The organism is Lentzea nigeriaca, from assembly GCF_016907955.1.
Taxonomy (GTDB): Bacteria; Actinomycetota; Actinomycetes; order Mycobacteriales; family Pseudonocardiaceae; genus Lentzea; species Lentzea nigeriaca.
Map to the genome: position 1 here is coordinate 95,839 of NZ_JAFBCX010000021.1, position 17,156 is coordinate 112,994.

At 69.1% G+C, this 17,156-nt stretch carries 13 protein-coding genes; 11 read left to right on the forward strand and 2 right to left on the reverse strand.

The annotated features are described in order from the left end of the window. The first annotated feature begins 7 nt into the window (after positions 1-7). The 9 genes from JOD27_RS39920 to JOD27_RS39960 are packed head-to-tail and all read left to right on the forward strand — an operon-like array spanning position 8 to position 14,237. Positions 8-1,690, forward strand: a complete 1,683-nt coding sequence (locus JOD27_RS39920) for an ABC transporter substrate-binding protein (RefSeq protein WP_204767563.1) — start codon at positions 8-10, stop codon at positions 1,688-1,690. Continuing rightward, positions 1,687-2,634, forward strand: a complete 948-nt coding sequence (locus tag JOD27_RS39925) for an ABC transporter permease (protein ID WP_307830600.1) — start codon at positions 1,687-1,689, stop codon at positions 2,632-2,634. Before JOD27_RS39920 ends, JOD27_RS39925 begins: the two co-directional genes overlap by 4 nt. Next, the gene (locus JOD27_RS39930; protein WP_204767564.1) at positions 2,631-3,608 is read left to right on the forward strand and encodes a carbohydrate ABC transporter permease; all 978 of its coding nucleotides are present in this window, start codon (positions 2,631-2,633) and stop codon (positions 3,606-3,608) included. The genes JOD27_RS39925 and JOD27_RS39930 overlap by 4 nt, the downstream gene beginning before the upstream one ends. 6 nt (positions 3,609-3,614) lie before the next feature. Then, a complete protein-coding gene (locus JOD27_RS39935; RefSeq protein ID WP_204767565.1) occupies positions 3,615-4,640 on the forward strand; it encodes a LacI family DNA-binding transcriptional regulator in 1,026 nt (341 codons plus the stop codon). Between the two features lie 50 nt (positions 4,641-4,690). Then, a complete protein-coding gene (locus JOD27_RS39940; RefSeq protein WP_204767566.1) occupies positions 4,691-6,727 on the forward strand; it encodes a glycoside hydrolase family 31 protein in 2,037 nt (678 codons plus the stop codon). After that, positions 6,724-8,709 (forward strand): beta-galactosidase, encoded by a 1,986-nt coding sequence (locus JOD27_RS39945; RefSeq protein ID WP_307830602.1) that lies wholly within the window; start codon positions 6,724-6,726, stop codon positions 8,707-8,709. The genes JOD27_RS39940 and JOD27_RS39945 overlap by 4 nt, the downstream gene beginning before the upstream one ends. Beyond that, a complete protein-coding gene (locus JOD27_RS39950; protein WP_204767567.1) occupies positions 8,706-10,751 on the forward strand; it encodes a glycoside hydrolase family 36 protein in 2,046 nt (681 codons plus the stop codon). Before JOD27_RS39945 ends, JOD27_RS39950 begins: the two co-directional genes overlap by 4 nt. After that, on the forward strand, positions 10,748-12,220 hold the full coding sequence (locus JOD27_RS47015) for a glycoside hydrolase family 43 protein (protein WP_204767568.1): 1,473 nt from the start codon (positions 10,748-10,750) through the stop codon (positions 12,218-12,220). Before JOD27_RS39950 ends, JOD27_RS47015 begins: the two co-directional genes overlap by 4 nt. A gap of 16 nt (positions 12,221-12,236) precedes the next feature. Further along, the gene (locus tag JOD27_RS39960; protein ID WP_204767569.1) at positions 12,237-14,237 is read left to right on the forward strand and encodes a cellulase family glycosylhydrolase; all 2,001 of its coding nucleotides are present in this window, start codon (positions 12,237-12,239) and stop codon (positions 14,235-14,237) included. On the opposite strand, the gene JOD27_RS47020 is transcribed toward JOD27_RS39960, so the two are convergent. Together JOD27_RS47020 and JOD27_RS39970 are read right to left on the reverse strand one after the other, a co-directional pair. After that, entirely contained in the window at positions 14,227-14,904 is a 678-nt protein-coding gene (locus JOD27_RS47020; RefSeq protein WP_204767570.1) for a winged helix-turn-helix transcriptional regulator, read from the reverse strand. The genes JOD27_RS39960 and JOD27_RS47020 overlap by 11 nt on opposite strands. Before the next feature lie 4 nt (positions 14,905-14,908). After that, entirely contained in the window at positions 14,909-15,598 is a 690-nt protein-coding gene (locus tag JOD27_RS39970; RefSeq protein WP_204767571.1) for an alpha/beta fold hydrolase, read from the reverse strand. 98 nt (positions 15,599-15,696) lie between these two features. On the opposite strand from JOD27_RS39970, the gene JOD27_RS39975 reads away from it, so the two are divergent. After that, positions 15,697-16,128, forward strand: coding sequence for an organic hydroperoxide resistance protein (locus tag JOD27_RS39975; RefSeq protein WP_204767572.1), 432 nt, complete (start codon positions 15,697-15,699; stop codon positions 16,126-16,128). Positions 16,129-16,248: 120 nt separating this feature from the next. Further along, positions 16,249-17,124: an SDR family NAD(P)-dependent oxidoreductase gene (locus JOD27_RS39980; protein ID WP_204767573.1), complete on the forward strand. Its 876-nt coding sequence runs from the start codon at positions 16,249-16,251 to the stop codon at positions 17,122-17,124. Positions 17,125-17,156: the final 32 nt, after the last annotated feature.

Sequence of the window (17,156 nt, forward strand, 5' to 3'; positions counted from 1 at the left end):
TTCCGCCATGGGCATCGAGTTGAACCGCAGGAACTTTCTGAGCGCCGCAGTCTCCGCAGCGGGACTCGTCGCGATGGGGCCGCTGCTGTCGGCCTGCGGCGGGGGCGGTCCATCGCGGGCCGGCGTGAACTCCGAGTCGGCCCTCAAGGCGGTGCTGCCGACCTACGTGCCGAACACGTCGATCAAGCCGGACATCCCCTCGATCGCGGGTGGCCCCGACGTGCTGACGGATCCCGGCTTCCTCGGCTACCCGACGAACAGGGTGGCCACCGTGTCCGGCGTGCCCGGCAAGGGCGGGAAGTACTCCGCGGTCACGCCGCTGTGGGGAACGATTCCTCCGGCCGACAACAGCTTCTACCAGGCCATGAACAAGGCCCTGGGCGTCGAGCTCGAGATGAAGCCCGCGGACGGCAACAACTACAACACGATCATCCCGACGATGACCGCGGCGAAGAAGCTGCCCGACTGGATCAACCTGCCGGGCTGGTGGAATCCCCAGTTCAACACCGGCGGCCTGGTCGGCAACCAGCTCGCCGACCTGACGCCCTACCTGTCCGGCGACAACGTCAAGAAGTACCCCAACCTCGCGGCCATCCCCACCGCCGCGTGGCGGGCCGGTGCGTGGGGCGACAAGCTGTACGGTATTCCCTCGTTCTCCACCGGGTTCAAGGTCGCCGGCGTCGTCTTCTACCGCCGGGACGTCCTCGAGGCCAAGGGCATCACCGCCGACCAGGTGAAGTCCGCCGACGACCTGATGAAGCTCGGCAAGGAGCTGACCGACGCGAAGGCCGGCGTCTGGGCGTTCGACGACGTGTACCGCTACATCTACACCTCCTTCGGCGCACCGCTGAAGTGGAAGGTGGACAACGGCAAGCTGATCCACGTCTTCGAGACGTCGGAGTTCCTGGACGCCGCCGACTGGCATCGCAAGCTCGCGCTCGCCGGGTACGTGCACCCCGACGCGCTCGCGGGTGACAACGCCGGCAGCAACACCCGGTTCTACGCCGGCAAGACGTTGATCGGCGGCGGTGGCCAGGGCGCGTGGAACCTCGCCGACCTCCAGTCGGGCCAGGCCGCGAACCCGAACTACCGGCGCGGTGCGTTCAACTTCTTCGCCGCCGACGGCAAGAGCACGCCTCGTGTCGACATGGGGCAGTCGACCGACATCGTCAGCTACCTCAACATCAACCTGAAGCCGGAGCAGATCGAGGAGTGCCTGGCGGTCGCGAACTACCTGGCCGCGCCGTTCGGTTCCGCCGAGTACACGATGGTCAACTTCGGTGTCGAAGGCACCCACTTCACGATGAAGGACGGTGTGCCGACGCCGACCGAGGCGGGCATGAAGGAGGTCCAGGCGAAGACCTACCCGTTCCTCGCCGCGCCGCCTTCTGTCGTCAACAACCCCACCGGGGACATCGTCACCAAGGACCTCACCGCCTGGCAGGCCGCCAACCTGAAGGCGCTGGCCAAGCCGGTCTTCTGGGGCATGAACGTCAGCATGCCGCAGGCGCAGGCCACGGCCGAGGCCGCGCAGCCCGTCGAGGACACGCTCAAGGACGTCATCCACGGCAAGAAGTCGATCCAGGACCTGAAGGACGCCGTCGCGAACTGGAAGAGCAGTGGTGGCGGTGACCGGCTGATCCAGTGGATGAACGACAACGTCCTGCAGAAGTTCGGTACGGGACAGTGACCAGCATCCGAGCAGACCGCGCGGGGCGACCGGCGAGGCTGAGCTGGCGGATCAGGCTGAGGCGCGACCGGTCGCTGATCCTGATGACGCTGCCCGCCGTCGTCCTCCTGCTGGTCTTCAACTACGTGCCGTTGTTCGGGCTCGCCACCGCGTTCCAGGAGTACGACCCGCTGGCCGGGGTGTGGCAGAGCACCTGGGCGGGCCTCTACCAGTTCGAGCGGCTGCTGAGCGACTCGCTGTTCTGGGGAGCGCTGAAGAACACGCTCTGGCTGAGCTTCGTCCAGCTGATCCTGTTCTTCCCGGTGCCGATCGCACTGGCGTTGCTGCTCAACACGGTGCTGTCCGAGCGGATCCGCAACTTCATCCAGTCCGTCGTGTACCTGCCGCACTTCTTCTCGTGGGTGCTGGCGGTCACGATCTTCCAGCAGATGCTCGGCGGCGCGGGCGCTCTCAACCAGTTCCTGCGCGGCAACGACATCGGCACCTGGGACATCATGACCAACCCGGACACCTTCGCGCTGCTGGTCACCTCCCAGGTGATCTGGAAGGAAGCCGGGTGGGGGATCATCGTGTTCCTGGCGGCGCTCGCCGCCATCAACACCGACCTGTACGAGGCGGCCGCGGCGGACGGAGCCGGCCGGTGGCGGCGGCTGTGGCACATCACGCTGCCGGGCCTGCGTTCGGTCATCGTGCTGATGCTGGTGCTGCGCCTGGGCAACGCGCTGAGCGTCGGTTTCGAGCAGTTCCTCATCCAGCGCAACGCCGTCGGTCACGACACGGCAGAGGTGCTGGACACCTTCTCGTTCTACTACGGCATCGCCACCGGCGACTACAGCTACGGCGCGGCGGCCGGTCTGTTCAAGAGCGTCATCTCGTTGTTGCTCATCTGGGGTGCGAACAAGCTGGCGCACGCCTTCGGCGAAGACGGGTTGTACCGGAAATGACACTCGCAATCGAACGCGCCAGTGGCGACGCGGCCGCCAAACCTCTTGCGGCGCAAGCGGTTCGCAAGAAGCGAAAGTACGAGCGACCGGTCTGGGAGGAACCGCCCACGGCAGTGGGCCAGGCCGCGAAGGGCATCACCCTGGGCGGGGTGCTGCTGGTCATGCTGGTGCCGTTGTGGATCATCGTGGTGACCAGCCTGTCCACCCAGGCCGCGGTCAACCGCGCCGGCGGACTCGTCATCTGGCCGACCGACATCACGTTCGAGGCCTATCGGGTGATGCTCTCCGACGCGACGGTGCGCACCGCGTTGCTGGTGAGCCTGGGGATCACGGCGGTCGGCACGTTGGTGTCGATGGCGGTCTCGGTCATGTGCGCCTACGGCCTGTCGCGGTCGCGGTCGCTCGGACACCGTTTCATCCTGATGCTGCTGATCGTCACCATGTTCGTCAACGGTGGCCTCATCCCGACCTTCCTGGTCGTCACCGGGCTGGGCGGCTACGACCAGTGGTGGGCGCTGATCCTGCCGAGCGCGGTGTCGGTGTTCAACATCCTGATCCTGCGCTCGTTCTACTCGAGCACGTCGCTCGACCTGATCGAGGCGGCGCGGATCGACGGTGCGGGGGACTGGCGGATCCTGTGGTCCATCGTGCTGCCGACCTCGCGCGCCGTGACCGCGGTGATGGCGCTGTTCTACGGCGTCGGCTACTGGAACTCGTTCTTCAACGTCATGTTGTACATGCCGACCGACAGCGAGAAGTGGCCGTTGCAGTACGTGTTGCTCACCTATGTCAACCGGGGCAACGGAATGCCGGGCTCGGTCAACAACGGCTTCGGTGACCAGTTCTCCCAGACGGCGCCGCTGGCGCTGCAGATGGCCGTGGTCGTGCTGACTCTCGTGCCGTTGCTCGTGGTTTATCCGTTCGTGCAGAAGCACTTCCGCACGGGTGTCCTGACCGGCGCTATCAAGGGCTGAGAATTCATGGTGACCATCGCCGATGTGGCCAGGCACGCGGGCGTGTCGTCCAGCACCGTCAGTTACGTGCTGAGCGGCAAGCGCGCGATCTCGGAGGAGACCAAGCGCCGGGTGGAGAGCTCCGTGCGGGAGCTCGGCTACCACCCCAACGCCGGTGCGCGGGCCCTGGCCGCACGGCGATCGCACATCATCGCCCTGATGGTGCCGCTGCGCACCGACGTGTACGTCCCGGTGATGATGGAGATCGCCGTCTCGGTCACCATGGCAGCCCGGCGGCACGGCTACGACGTTCTGCTGATCACCAACGACGAGGGTCCTGACGGCGTGCGCAGGATCGGGGCCAGCGGCCTGGCCGACGGCGTGATCCTCATGGACATCGAGCTGGAGGACGAACGCATCCCGGTGCTGCAGTCCCAGGGCACGCAGGCCGCGCTCATCGGTCTGCCGGACGATCCGGGCGGACTGTCCTGTGTGGACCACGACTTCGCGGCGGCCGGCGCGCTCTGCGCGGACCACCTGGCCGACCTCGGTCACCGCGAGATCGCGTTCATCGGCTACGGCTCTGGCGTCTACACCCGGCACGCGGGCTACGCCGAACGCACGCTCTCCGGTTTCGGGCAACGGGCTGCACAGCGCGGCCTGCGGTACGTGCACCGGCCGTGCGACGGCACTTACGAGAGCACGGCGGGAACGCTCGCCCGCATTCTCGCCGACCGGCCGGAGACCACCGGGTTCGTGGTGCAGAACGAAGGCGCCATCGGTCCGCTGCTCACGTTGCTGCGCACCAGTGGGCGGACCGTTCCCGAGGACGCGTCGGTCATCGCGCTGTGCCAGGCGCAGCTCGCCGAGCAGTTCGCGCCGAGGCTCACCTCGGTGACGGGGTCCGCGCAGGACCTCGGCCGGGTCGCGGTCGAGCAGATCATGCGCCGGATCGCGGCGGCGGGCCGCGGTGAGCGCCCGCAGGACGAACAGGTCCTGCTCACCCCGGTTCTGACCGTGCGGGACAGCACGGGACCGGTCTCCGCCTCCTGACTTCCGCAAGCTCCCATCACCACCGCAGAGAAACCGCGAGGAGCGGCAGCATGCCCACGTACTTCCGAGACCTCGGCAACGCACTCGAATGGCGTGCCAAGGGCGAGACCCTGCGCGTCGAGCCGTGGGGCCCGGACGCCGTCCGGGTCAGAGCGACACCGGGCGGGCCGTTGCTCGAGGATCTGCCGGGTGCGTTGCTCGACGTGCCACCGGGCGGCGGAGCCGCCGAGATCAAGATCGCCGAGCACCACGCGACGCTGGTCAACGGCAAGCTGACCGTCCGGATCGACGCGCACACCGAGGGGCAGCTGACGCCGGAACTCGGCGCGTCCGCTGGCAGTCTGACGTTCCTGCGCACCGAGGACGGCACCGAGCTGCTGGCCGAGCAGCCCGCGCACTTCTGGTGGCCGGGCTCGCGCCTCGCGACCGCGACGGGCAACGGCCACCACCGGCTCGAGCAGCGTTTCCGGGCCTACGAAGGGGAACGGCTCTACGGCCTGGGCCAGCACACGCACGGCATGCTGAACCAGAAGGGCGCGGTCATCGACCTCGTCCAGCGCAACGCCGAGGTCACCATCCCGCTGCTGATCTCCGACCGCGGCTACGGCCTGCTGTGGAACTCGCCGGCCATCGGCCGGGTGGAGCTGGCCGAGACCGGCACGCGCTGGGTCGCCGACAGCGCCCGCCAGATCGACTACTGGTTCACCGCTGGTGAACCCGCCGACGTGCTGCGCGGTTACGCCGACGCGACCGGGCACGCGCCGGAGCTTCCCGAGTGGGCGTCGGGTTTCTGGCAGTGCAAGCTGCGCTACCGCACCCAGGAGGAACTTCTGGAGGTCGCGCGCGAGTACCGGCGGCGCGGGCTGCCGTTGTCCGTGATCGTCTGCGACTTCTTCCACTGGACGCACCTCGGCGAGTGGAAGTTCGACCCCGCCGAGTGGCCCGACCCGGCCGCCATGGTGCGTGAGCTCGACGAGATGGGCGTCAAGCTGATGGTCTCGGTCTGGCCGTCGGTGAGTCCGGCCAGCGAGAACTACCACGCCATGCTCGATCAGGGTTTCTTCATCGGCACCGAGTTCGGGCCGATGGCACACGCCGACTGGCCGGACAAGGGGCTCGGCGCCTACTCCGCCCAGGTCGCCTTCTACGACGCCACCAACCCCGAGGCGCGCGAGTACGTCTGGGAGCGCATCCGGCGCGGGTACCACGAGCTCGGGATCAAGGTGTTCTGGCTGGACGCCGGTGAACCCGAGCTCAAGCCCGGTCACCAGTACAACCTGCGCTACCACGCCGGTCCCGGTCTGGAGATCGGCAACCTCTACCCGCGGGAGAACGCCCGCACCGTCCACGACGGACTGCGCGCCGTGGGGGAGACCGAGATCATCTCGCTCAACCGGTCGTCGTGGGCGGGCGCGCAGCGGTACGGCGCCGCGCTGTGGTCCGGTGACATCGCCACCGACTTCTCGTCGTTGCGCACCCAGATCAAGGCCGGCCTGAACGTGATGATGTCCGGAATTCCCTGGTGGACAACGGACATCGGTGGTTTCCACGGCGGCGACCCCGACGACCCCGCCTACCGCGAGGTTCTCGTGCGCTGGTTCCAGTACGGCACTTTCTGTCCGTTGTTCCGCCTGCACGGCTTCCGCGGCGACGAGCAGGTGCTGGAGCCCGCCATGACCGGTCTGGCCAATGAGGTCTGGTCCTACGGCGACGAGGCCTACGAGATCCTCGCCGAGCACATCCGCCTGCGGGAACGCCTGCGGCCCTACGTGATGGAGCAGATGCGCACGGCCTCCGAGACCGGTGTACCGCCGATGCGGCCGGTGTTCCTGGAGTTCCCCGGCGATTCCGCGGCGTGGCAGGTCGAGGACGCCTTCCTGCTCGGTCCTGACCTGCTCGTCGCTCCGATCACCGAGGCGGGTGCCCGCGAACGCGAGGTGTACCTGCCCTCCGGTGCACAGTGGACGGACGCGTGGACCGGAGAGGAACACGAGGGCGGGCGGACGGTCACCGTCGCGGCCCCGATCGAACGCATCCCGCTGTTCCTCCGTGACGGCGCGAGCCTGCCCGTCCGGGAGGACGCGTGATCACGAAACGGTTGGGCGGACTCGCTTTCGGCGGCGACTACAACCCCGAGCAGTGGGACGAGCAGGTGTGGAAGGAGGACGACGAGCTGATGCGTCAGGCCGGGGTCAACCTGGCCACGGTCGGCGTGTTCTCCTGGGCGTTGCTGGAACCGGAAGAAGGCCGCTACGACTTCGCGTGGCTCGATAGCCACCTGGATCGCCTGCACGCCAACGGTGTGCACGTCGACCTGGCGACGCCGACCGCGTCGCCACCGCCGTGGTTCACGCTCGCTCACCCGGACGCCATGCCCGTCACCCCGCACGGCACCAGGCTGGTGCACGGCAGCCGCGACACCTACTGCATCAGCGCTCCCGCTTACCGTGCCGCGGCCCGGCGCATCGCCTCCGCGCTCGCGGAACGCTACGGCGACCACCCGGCGGTGGCGTTGTGGCACGTGCACAACGAGTATGTGACGTTGTGCTGGTGCGACCACACCGCCGCCGCGTTCCGGGTCTGGCTGCGGGCGCGGTACGGCTCGCTGGACGCGCTCAACTCCTCGTGGGGAACGGCGTTCTGGAGCCAGCGGTACGGCAGCTGGGAGCAGATCCTGCCTCCGCGCGCCACCCAGTGGCACCGCAACCCCGGTCTCACGCTGGACTTCAGCCGGTTCTGCTCCGACGAGGTGATCGCCGCCTACCGCGAGCAGCGGGACGCGATCCGTGCGCACAGCGACCGGCCGGTGACCACGAACATGATGCTGCCCGGCTACCAGAACATCGACCTCTGGGCGATGGGCCGCGCGGTCGACCTGGTCTCCGTCGACTTCTACCCCTCCACACCAGGTCTGGACGCGGCCGCGGAGGCCGCCTTCACCGCCGACCGCGCCCGTTCGTTCGCCGGCGGCAAGCCGTGGCTGCTGATGGAACAGGGCACCAACACCGTCTACCACCAGGGCCGGACGCTGGCGAGGGAGCCCGGCGAGATCCTGCGGCAGTCCCTGGGCCACATCGCGCGCGGTTCCGAAGGGGCGTTGTTCTTCCAGTGGCGCCAGTCCAAGGCGGGCGCCGAGCAGTGGCACTCGGCGATGGTCCCGCACGCCGGCCCGGACAGCCGCATCTTCGGTGAGGTGACCCAGACCGGTGCGGCTGTCGGTCGGCTCGCCGAACTGGCGGGATCGACCGTCAGCACGGCACAGGTGGCCGTGCTGCACGACTCCGACGCGTGGTGGGCGTCGAACTCGGACGGCCTGCCCTCGCCCGAGCTCGACTACCACTCCGCCCTGAGCGGCGCCCACCGCGCGTTGTGGGACGCCGGCGTGGTCGTGGACTTCGCACATCCGGAAGAGGACCTGAGCCGCTTCCGGCTCGTGCTCGCCCCGGCGCTGTTCCTGCTCTCCGACACCGGCGCGGACAACCTGCGCCGCTATGTCGCCGCCGGTGGCACGTTGCTCTTCCAGCACTTCGGCGGGGTCGTCGACGACCGCGTGCATGCCCGGCTCGGTGGTTATCCGGCCGCACCGCTGCGGGAGGCGCTGGGCATCAGGGTCGAGGAGCACCGGCCACTGCCGCCCGACGAGCGGATCACCCTCTCCGACGGCTCGCACGGCACGGTCTGGAGCGAGTCGGTGCGGGCGCAGGGTGCCGAGACGGTCGCCACCTACACCCACGGCATGCTCGCCGGTTCGCCCGCGCTCACCCGGCACGACTTCGGCGAGGGCCACGGCTGGTACCTGTCCACCCGGCTCGATGACGCCGACTACCGCGCACTGGTCGCCCGGTTGCTGGATTCCGCCGGCGTCGAACCGGTGCTGCCGGGACTTCCGCCCGGCGTCGAAGCGGTCACGCGCCAGGCCGAGGACGGGCGGCGCTGGCACTTCGTGCTCAACCACCTCGACGAACCCGTGTCGCTGCCGTCGGCCGCGCACGACCTGCTGACCGGTGGGCCGGTGCGGGAAGTGCCGGCCGGTGGGTGTGTCGTGCTGCGAGAGGAAAGGTCGCTGTGACAACGATTCGATGGGGTCACGAGGGCCTCACCTGGGAGTTCGACGTCACCGACGGCAAGGTCCGCCGCCGCGGCTCGTCGTTGCCGCTGGTGGAGGTCACCGCCGCGAACCACGGCCGCCACTGGTCCAGCAACCGCCTCGTCGACACGGTGATCGGCGCGGGGCTGCGGTACCGGACGCACCGGGAACTGTCCGAAAAGGACTTTCAGGTGCTCGTCATCGAGCTGCACGACGAGGACAGCGGCCTGACCGCCGAGGTGACCTACCGGTCGCCCGACGGCGTTCCCGTGGTGCGCGGCGAGGTCGTCGTGCGCAACGAGGGGAGTGCTCCGCTGCGGCTGGAGTCGGTCACGTCCCTCGTGACGGGCGGTCTCCCGGCAGGTGCCGACGTGCTGTGGGCGGAGAACGACTGGAACGCCGAATGCCGATGGCGGCGTCAGCCGGTGCGCCTCTCGTCGCCGGACCGGAACGGACGGCTCGCCGACTACCGGCACAAGAGCGCGTTCACCGTCGCGGGCCGAGGAGTGTGGTCCAGTTGCGGCCACCTGCCGATGGGCGGTCTCACGGACAGTGCGACGGGTGAGTCGTGGGTGTGGCAGATCGAGCACAACGGCGGTGGCTGGAGCTGGGAGTGCGGTGAGCTCGACGGCACGGGCTACGTGGCGCTGTCCGGGCCGGTGGACCTCCAGCACGGCTGGAACCGCGTGCTGGCACCGGGTGAGGAGTTCCGCACCGTGCCCGTCGCGCTGGCCTTCAGCGCGGAGGGCGGGCCGGACGGCGCGTTCGCGGCGCTGACCCGCTACCGCCGCGCCACCCGCAGGCCGCACCCCGACCACGAGGGCCTGCCGGTCATCTTCAACGACTACATGAACTGCCTGATGGGTGATCCCACCACGGCGAAGCTGCTGCCGTTGATCGATGCCGCGGCGGACGCGGGCGCCGAGTACTTCGTCATCGACGCCGGCTGGTACGCCGAGGAGGGCGAGAGCTGGTGGGGCACCGTCGGTGCGTGGCAGCCGTCCCGCAGCCGTTTTCCCGGCGGTCTGCCAGACGTGCTGACGCGCATCCGGGAGCGCGGCATGGTTCCCGGTCTGTGGCTGGAGCCCGAGGTCATCGGCGTCGACAGCCCGCTCGCGCGGAGTCTGCCGGACGAGGCGTTCTTCCGCCGTGACGGCGTGCGGGTCTCCGACTGCGGGCGGCACCAGCTGGACCTGCGCCACCCGGCGGCCCGCGCCCACCTGGACGAGGTGGTGGACCGCCTGGTCGGGGACTGGGGTGTCGGCTACCTGAAGCTGGACTACAACATCAACCCCGGTTCCGGCACCAGCACCGGTTCGGAGAGTCCTGCCGACGGACTGCTCGGCCACAACCGCGCCCACCTCGACTGGCTCGACGGCGTGCTGGACCGCTACCCGGACCTGGTCGTGGAGAACTGCGCCTCCGGCGGCATGCGCATCGACCACGCGTCGCTGTCGCGGCTGCAGCTGCAGTCGACCAGCGACCAGCAGAACCTGGACCGCTATGTGCCCATCGCGGCCTCCTCGCCGACCGCGATCACGCCGGAGCAGGGCGCGGTCTGGTCCTACCCGCTACCGGAGCACTCGCTCGACGAGGTCGCCGTCACGATGGCGAACGCGTTGCTCGGCCGGATCCACCTGTCCGGGAACATCCCAGATCTAGCACCGGAAGCACGCGCTCTCGTGCACGAGGCCGTCGCGGTGTACAAGTCCATCCGCGCGGACCTGCCGCGGGCGGTGCCGTTCTGGCCACTGGGTCTGCCCGGCTGGGAGGACCCGTGGATCGCGCTGGCCCTGTGCACCTCGTCCACGACCTACCTCACCGTCTGGCGCCGTCCCGGTGGTGAGGACACCGTGGTGGTGCGGTTGCCGCATCTGTCCGATGTGGACCTCCAGGTGCTCTACCCGGCGGACAGCGCCGCGACCGCCTGGTGGCGCATGGACACCGCGGAACTCACGGTGACGCTTCCCGCCGCGCCTTCCGCCGTGGTGTACCGACTCACGACCAGAGGAGCTGACCGGTGACGACCCCGGTGATCCCAGGAATGCACCCCGACCCGAGCGTGTGCCGGGTCGGGGAGGACTACTACCTCGTGTGTTCCAGCTTCGAGTACTTCCCGGGCATCCCGGTGTTCCACAGCAGGGACCTGGTGCACTGGACGCAGATCGGCAACGCGCTGGACCGGACGAGCCAGCTGCGGCTGACCGCGGAAACCCCGTCGTCGGCCGGGATCTACGCGCCGACGCTGCGCCACCGCGACGGCCGGTTCTGGCTGATCGTCACGAGCGTGAGCCACGGCGGTGGCAACATGGTCTTCACCGCCACCGACCCCGCCGGCCCGTGGTCCGACCCGGTGATGCTGCCGGAGGTCGGCGGCATCGACCCGGACCTCGCCTGGGACGACGACGGCAACTGCTGGTGCACCGTCGCCGGGGTGTCGCAGTACCGCATCGACCCGGCCACCGGTGAGAGCTTCGGTGAGCCGCAACGACTCTGGTCCGGCACACCGGGTGCCAAGGCCCCGGAGGCACCGCACCTGTACCGGATCGGCGACCACTGGTACCTGCTGATCGCCGAGGGCGGCACCGAACGCGGTCACGGCGTGTCGATCGCGCGTGGTTCGTCGCCCAATGGCCCGTTCGAACCGTGTCCGGCCAACCCGATCCTGTCCCACCGCGGCACCGACGAACCGGTGCAGAACACCGGCCACGCGGATCTGGTGCAGGGCCCCGACGGTTCGTGGTGGATGGTGCTGCTCGGCGTGCGGCCCGGCGGCGGGACACCCGGCTGGCACGTGCTCGGCAGGGAGACCTTCCTGGCACCGGTGAGCTGGGTCGACGGCTGGCCGGTGGTCGGTCAGGTCGGATCGACGCCGCCGTGGCCGTTGGACCCGGCCGCGGTTGAGCCGGGCAGGGACGACTTCGACCACAGCGAGCTGCGGCCGCTCTGGGTGTCCCCGCGCGACCGTCCGGAAGCGCACTACACGACCAAGGACCGTGCGGGGTGGCTCACCCTGCACGGTCGCGGCGCCGATCTGGACGATCCCGGCGTCGTGTTCGCGGGCCGGCGCCAGCAGCACCTGTCGTGCCGCGCCCGGACGTTGATCGACCCCGCCGATGGCAGTGGTGGCCTCGCGGTGCGGTTCGACGAGGAACACCACTACGAGATCGAGGCGACGTCGGGAGAGGTGCGGGTCCTCGCCCGCATCGGTCCATTGCGGACAGTGGTGGCGTCACGGCCGGCACCCTCCGGGCCGCTGGTGCTCGGCGTTCAGATCGACGAGGCCAGGGAACTGCGCGACGCGCGTTCCGGCCCGGACACCGTTTCCCTTGGCGTCGAGGAACCGGACGGCACGTTCACCGTGCTCGCCGCTCTCGACGGCCGGTACCTCTCGACCGAGGTCGCCGGCGGCTTCACCGGCCGGGTCATCGGCATGTACGCCGCGACCGGCACCGTCCACTTCGACTGGTTCGACTACGAACCGCTCGGCTGAGATTGTGGGGCGCTTCATGTACAGATCACTCGGTGCGGTCGTGGCCGCGGCCGCGATGTTCGCCGGAAGCCTGACAGCGGTGACCGAGGCCGTCGCGGCGGAGGCCGGCTGCAAGGTCACCTACACCGTGAGCGGGCAGTGGGAGGGTGGCTTCAAGGCCGACGTCGCCGTCACCAACCTCGGTGCGGGCGTCGACGGGTGGAAGCTGACCTGGGACTGGCCGTCCGGCCAGCAGGCAGGCGCCGCCTGGAACGCGCGGATCACCGAGTCCGACGACCAGGTCACCGCCACGAACACCGGTCACAACGCGAAGATCGCGTCGAACGCGACGGTGAAGTTCGGCTTCGCGGGCACCTGGTCGCAGGCCAACACGGCACCGCTGGCCTTCTCGCTCAACGGTGTCACGTGCGTCCACGGCGGCCCGAGCCGCACCGCGATGGAGCACACCGCGGCGATGCAGCCGGGCTGGAACCTCGGCAACACGCTCGACTCGACGGGCCCCGACGAGACGTCGTGGGGCAACCCGCGGGTCACGGAAGCCTTGCTGGACAACGTGAAGGCGCAGGGCTTCAAGAGCGTCCGCGTCCCGGTCACGTGGAGCGCGCACCTGGCGGCGGACGGCACGATCGAGGCCGAGTACCTCGCGCGGGTCAAGGAGGTCGTGCGCTGGGCGTTGGCCCGTGACCTGTACGTCATGCTCAACATCCACCACGACTCATGGCAGTGGATGTCGAAGATGCCGACCGAGCACGACAGCGTGCTCGGCAAGTTCAACAGGATGTGGACGCAGCTGGCGGGCGCGTTCACCGAGTTCGGGCCCAAGCTGACGTTCGAGAGCTGGAACGAGCCGCAGTTCGCAGGGAGCACGGGCAAGGCCCAGGAGATCGCGCTCAACGCCGAGCTGAACGCGTCGTTCCACGAGATCGTGCGCCGATCGGGCGGCAACAACGCCACCCGCCTGCTCGTCCTGCCGACCCTGCACACCTCGTCCGAGCAGGAGTACGTCGACCCGCTGGTGGAGCAGATCCGCGGGTGGAACGACCCCAACCTGATCGCGACCGTGCACTCCTACGGCTACTGGCCGTTCAGCGCGAACGTCGCGGGTGGCATCCGCTACGACGCCACCGCCCAGAAGTACGACACCGACTCGTTCGACCGCGTGTACAACAGCTTCGTCGCGCGGGGCATCCCGGTGATCCTGGGCGAGTACGGCCTGCTCGGCTTCGACCGGCACACCGGCACGATCGAGCAGGGCGAGAAGCTGAAGTTCTTCGAGTACGTCGGCTACTACGCCCGCACCAAGAAGATCACGACCATGCTGTGGGACAACGGTCAGCACTTCGACCGCACGATGTTCCAGTGGAAGGACCCCGAGCTCTTCGCGCACATCAAGTCGAGCTGGACGACCCGCTCCGCCACGGCCGACACCGACCAGGTGTTCACCGCGAAGCCGAGCCCGATCACCGCCAGGACGATCAAGCTCAACCTCAACGGCACGTCGTTCTCCGGTCTGTACAACGGAAACATCGCCCTGACCCGCGGCCGTGACTACACGATCGACGGCGACCAGCTCACCCTGACCGCCTCGGCGCTGACCAGGCTGAGCGGCACGCGGACCTACGGAGTCAACGCGGTGCTGACAGCCCGCTTCTCCCAGGGTGTGCCGTGGCGGTTCTACGTCATCACCTACGACGCGCCGGTGCTGTCCAACGTCACCGGCACGACGGACAAGTTCAAGATCCCGACGAACTTCCGCGGCGACCAGCTCGCCACGATGGAGGCGAAGTACGACGACGGCACGTTCGCCGGTCCGCACGACTGGACGTCCTTCAAGGAGTACGACGTGGCGTTCGCGCCCGACTACACCGACCGCCTGACCGAGTTGAAGGCGGCGTTCTTCGCCAACGTCAAGGACGGTCAGCGGGTGACGCTCACGTTCCACTACTGGAGCGGCACCAAGGTCAACTACTACCTCACCAAGTCGGGCAGCGCGGTCACCGGCAGCGTCAGTCCGTAATGTCACGTGATCGCGGGGCGGGCAGCCGGAAGAGTCCGGCCAGCCGGCGCAGCGCCCCGCGGTCACCCGACGCCGACGCGGCGCCGGTCTTGACCGCCTCGGCGAAGCTCAGGCCTCGGCTGGTCACGTCGAGAAACGCCGCTTCGCTGATCGTGACGGTGGCGTCGGGGTGCTGCGCAGGACCGTGCAGCACCTCGACGGTGCCGTCGTCGACACGGGCGTGGAAGACCTCGTCGTCGATGCGGAACTCGTACACCGCACGCAGTCCTGCCGCGGCTTCGGCGTCGAAGCAGGCCTTCAGGCCGAGCACCGCCCAGCCCGCGTGGAACGTGTCGGTCTCGCGGGGTTCACCCATCGCCCACTTGAGACCCCAGCGCGCCAGTCCCAGGATCGGCGGGCCGAGCTCCTCCCCGGCCTCGGTGAGGGCGTACGCGGGCGTGCGCGCGGGCGGCGGGAGCGTGATCTTGCGGGCCAGCCCCTCCCTTTCCAGGTGCTTCAGCCTGGCGGCGAGCAGTCCGGTGCCGAGCCCGCGCAGGCCCGCCTGGAGGTCGCTGAACCGCTTGGGACCGGTCAGCAGCTCGCGGATCAGCAGCAGTGTCCAGCGCTCGCCGACGAGGTCGAGGGTGCGCGCCGTGGCGCAGTACTGGTTGTACGTTCGCTGTTCCACTTCTTCACCCTAAACTCCGCGCTTCTCGTTCTTGAACGACCGCCAGGAGCAGGCGGGCGAGCGGTTCCGGGTCGGTGAGCATGACGTCGTGCGGGCCGTCCAGCGTGAGCGTCCGATATCCGACGGCCTCGCCGAAGCTCTCGAACGGATAGGTCTGCGGTCGGCAGCAGATGGCGGTTCCACCGATCCGGTCGACGCCACCGCCCAGGCGGGTCTGCTCGGTGAACGTGCGCAACGGCTGGGGGAGAAGGCGTGCGGCCAGCCAGTCCCCGTCGCCGGTGATGCCGAACGCCGCCGGTGGTGGGGCCGGGACTCGCCATCCGTCCCCACGCGTCTCGGCGGCCGCGCGGACGGCCTGCCCGAACGAGTCGGGGGCCAGTCCGAGCAGACTGGCGCCGTCGGGCCCGGCCCAGCCGTCGACGAGGACGACGTGGCCGACCGCATCGGGCCGCACGTCGGCTGCCTGCCGGACGACCAGGCCCGCGTAGCTGTGCCCCACCAGCACGACCTCGCCGTCGCGGACCTCGTCGACAGCGGCGACGACGGCCTCCGCGTCGTCGTGGAGACCGCGGTCGGAGCGGGTGTTGAGGTCGGGTGTGAGCGTGCGCACGCCGGCGGCGTGCAGCAGCGGCACCACGCGGTCCCAGGCCCACGCGCCGTGCCAGGCGCCGTGAACGAGCACGAACGTGATCATCGATTGCCTCCCCTGGTTCGTGCACAACCTTAGGCGTTGACTTCCTGATTTTGAAGTGCCAAGTTCTATTTCAGGTAACCGACTGAGGGGAGTTCAGGATGACGAAGGCGCTCTACACGGCCCAGGCGCACGTCGCCGGAGGCAGGAACGGCCGTGGGCGCACGTCCGACGGACAGCTCGACCTGGAGCTGCGGCAACCGAAGGAGATGGGCGGGGACGGTCAGGGCACCAACCCCGAGCAGCTCTTCGCCGTCGGGTACGCCGCCTGTTTCGGCACCACGATCGCCCTGCTCGGGCGGCGGGGGAAGCTGCAGGCGGACGACGTGGAGGTCGACTCTTCGGTCTCGCTCGTCCCGATCGACGGCGGACGCTTCCAGCTCGGCGTCGAGTTGCGGGTCGCACTGCCGTCGCTCGACGGTGAGCAGGCGGTCGACCTGGTCAGGACGGCGCACCAGGTCTGCCCCTACTCCAACGCCACGCACGGCAACGTCGACGTGGCTCTGGTGGTGAACGGCCGAGCTGTGTCCTGAGTGGACGACGCTGGCCGCTGCGGTTCCCTCTGTGGCCGCGGCGGCCAGTTCCAGGCCAGGCGCGCGCCAATAGCTTCGTGACTACGAGATGAACAGCCGTCACGAAGGGGCAGCACCGACATGAGCTACGACTTCCGGGACAAGGTCATCGCCGTCACGGGAGGCGCGGGCGGCATCGGCAGCGCCATGTGTCACCGGTTCGCCTCCGCCGGGGCGAGGTGCGTCGTCGTCGACATCGACGAGGCCCGCGCGAAGAAGGTCGCGGACGAGCTGCCTGGCGGCGGCCACCTCGGCGTGAGCTGCGACCTGCTGGACTGGGAGCAGATCGAGCAGCTCTTCGAGCAGATCGGCCAGGAGTACGGCCGGCTCGACGTGCTCGTCAACAACGTCGGCATGACGAGCACCGAGCGCTTCGACGAGCGGGACATCCCCAGCATCGAGCGGGAGATCGCGCTCAACATGACGTCGCCGCTCGTCACCACGCGGCTCGCGATTCCGCTGCTGTGGAAGTCCCGCGACCCGCGAGTGATCAGCACGGTGTCGCTCGCCGGCATCTTCCCGCAGGGCGAGACGCCGGTGTACTGCGCGTCGAAGTTCGGCCTGCGCGGCGCGATGCTGTCGATCGGGCTCGACCTGCGGGAGAAGGGCATCTTGGCCGGGTCGGTGCTGCCGTCCGCGACCGACACGCCGATGCTGCGGCGAGAGGCCGTCGAGGGCGGCAACTCGATGCAGTTCCAGGAGCCGCCGCAGCAGCCGTCCGATGTCGTGGCGGCCGTGGTCAGCATGCTCGACAAGCCGCGGCTGGAGGCGTACGCCCGGCCGCGCGAGTCCTTCAACGCGCGGCTCGCGATGCTGGTCCCGAACCTGCTGCCGAAGATCCTTCCGTTCTTCCGCAAGCGCGGTGACGCCGGCATGGTCCGCTACCTCGAGGATCTGGAGCGCCGCGACCTCGCCCGCCGCACCGGCGGCAACTGGGAGCTCGTGCACGAGCGCTGACCCCCGTCGCAGCTCCACGAACCAGAACCACC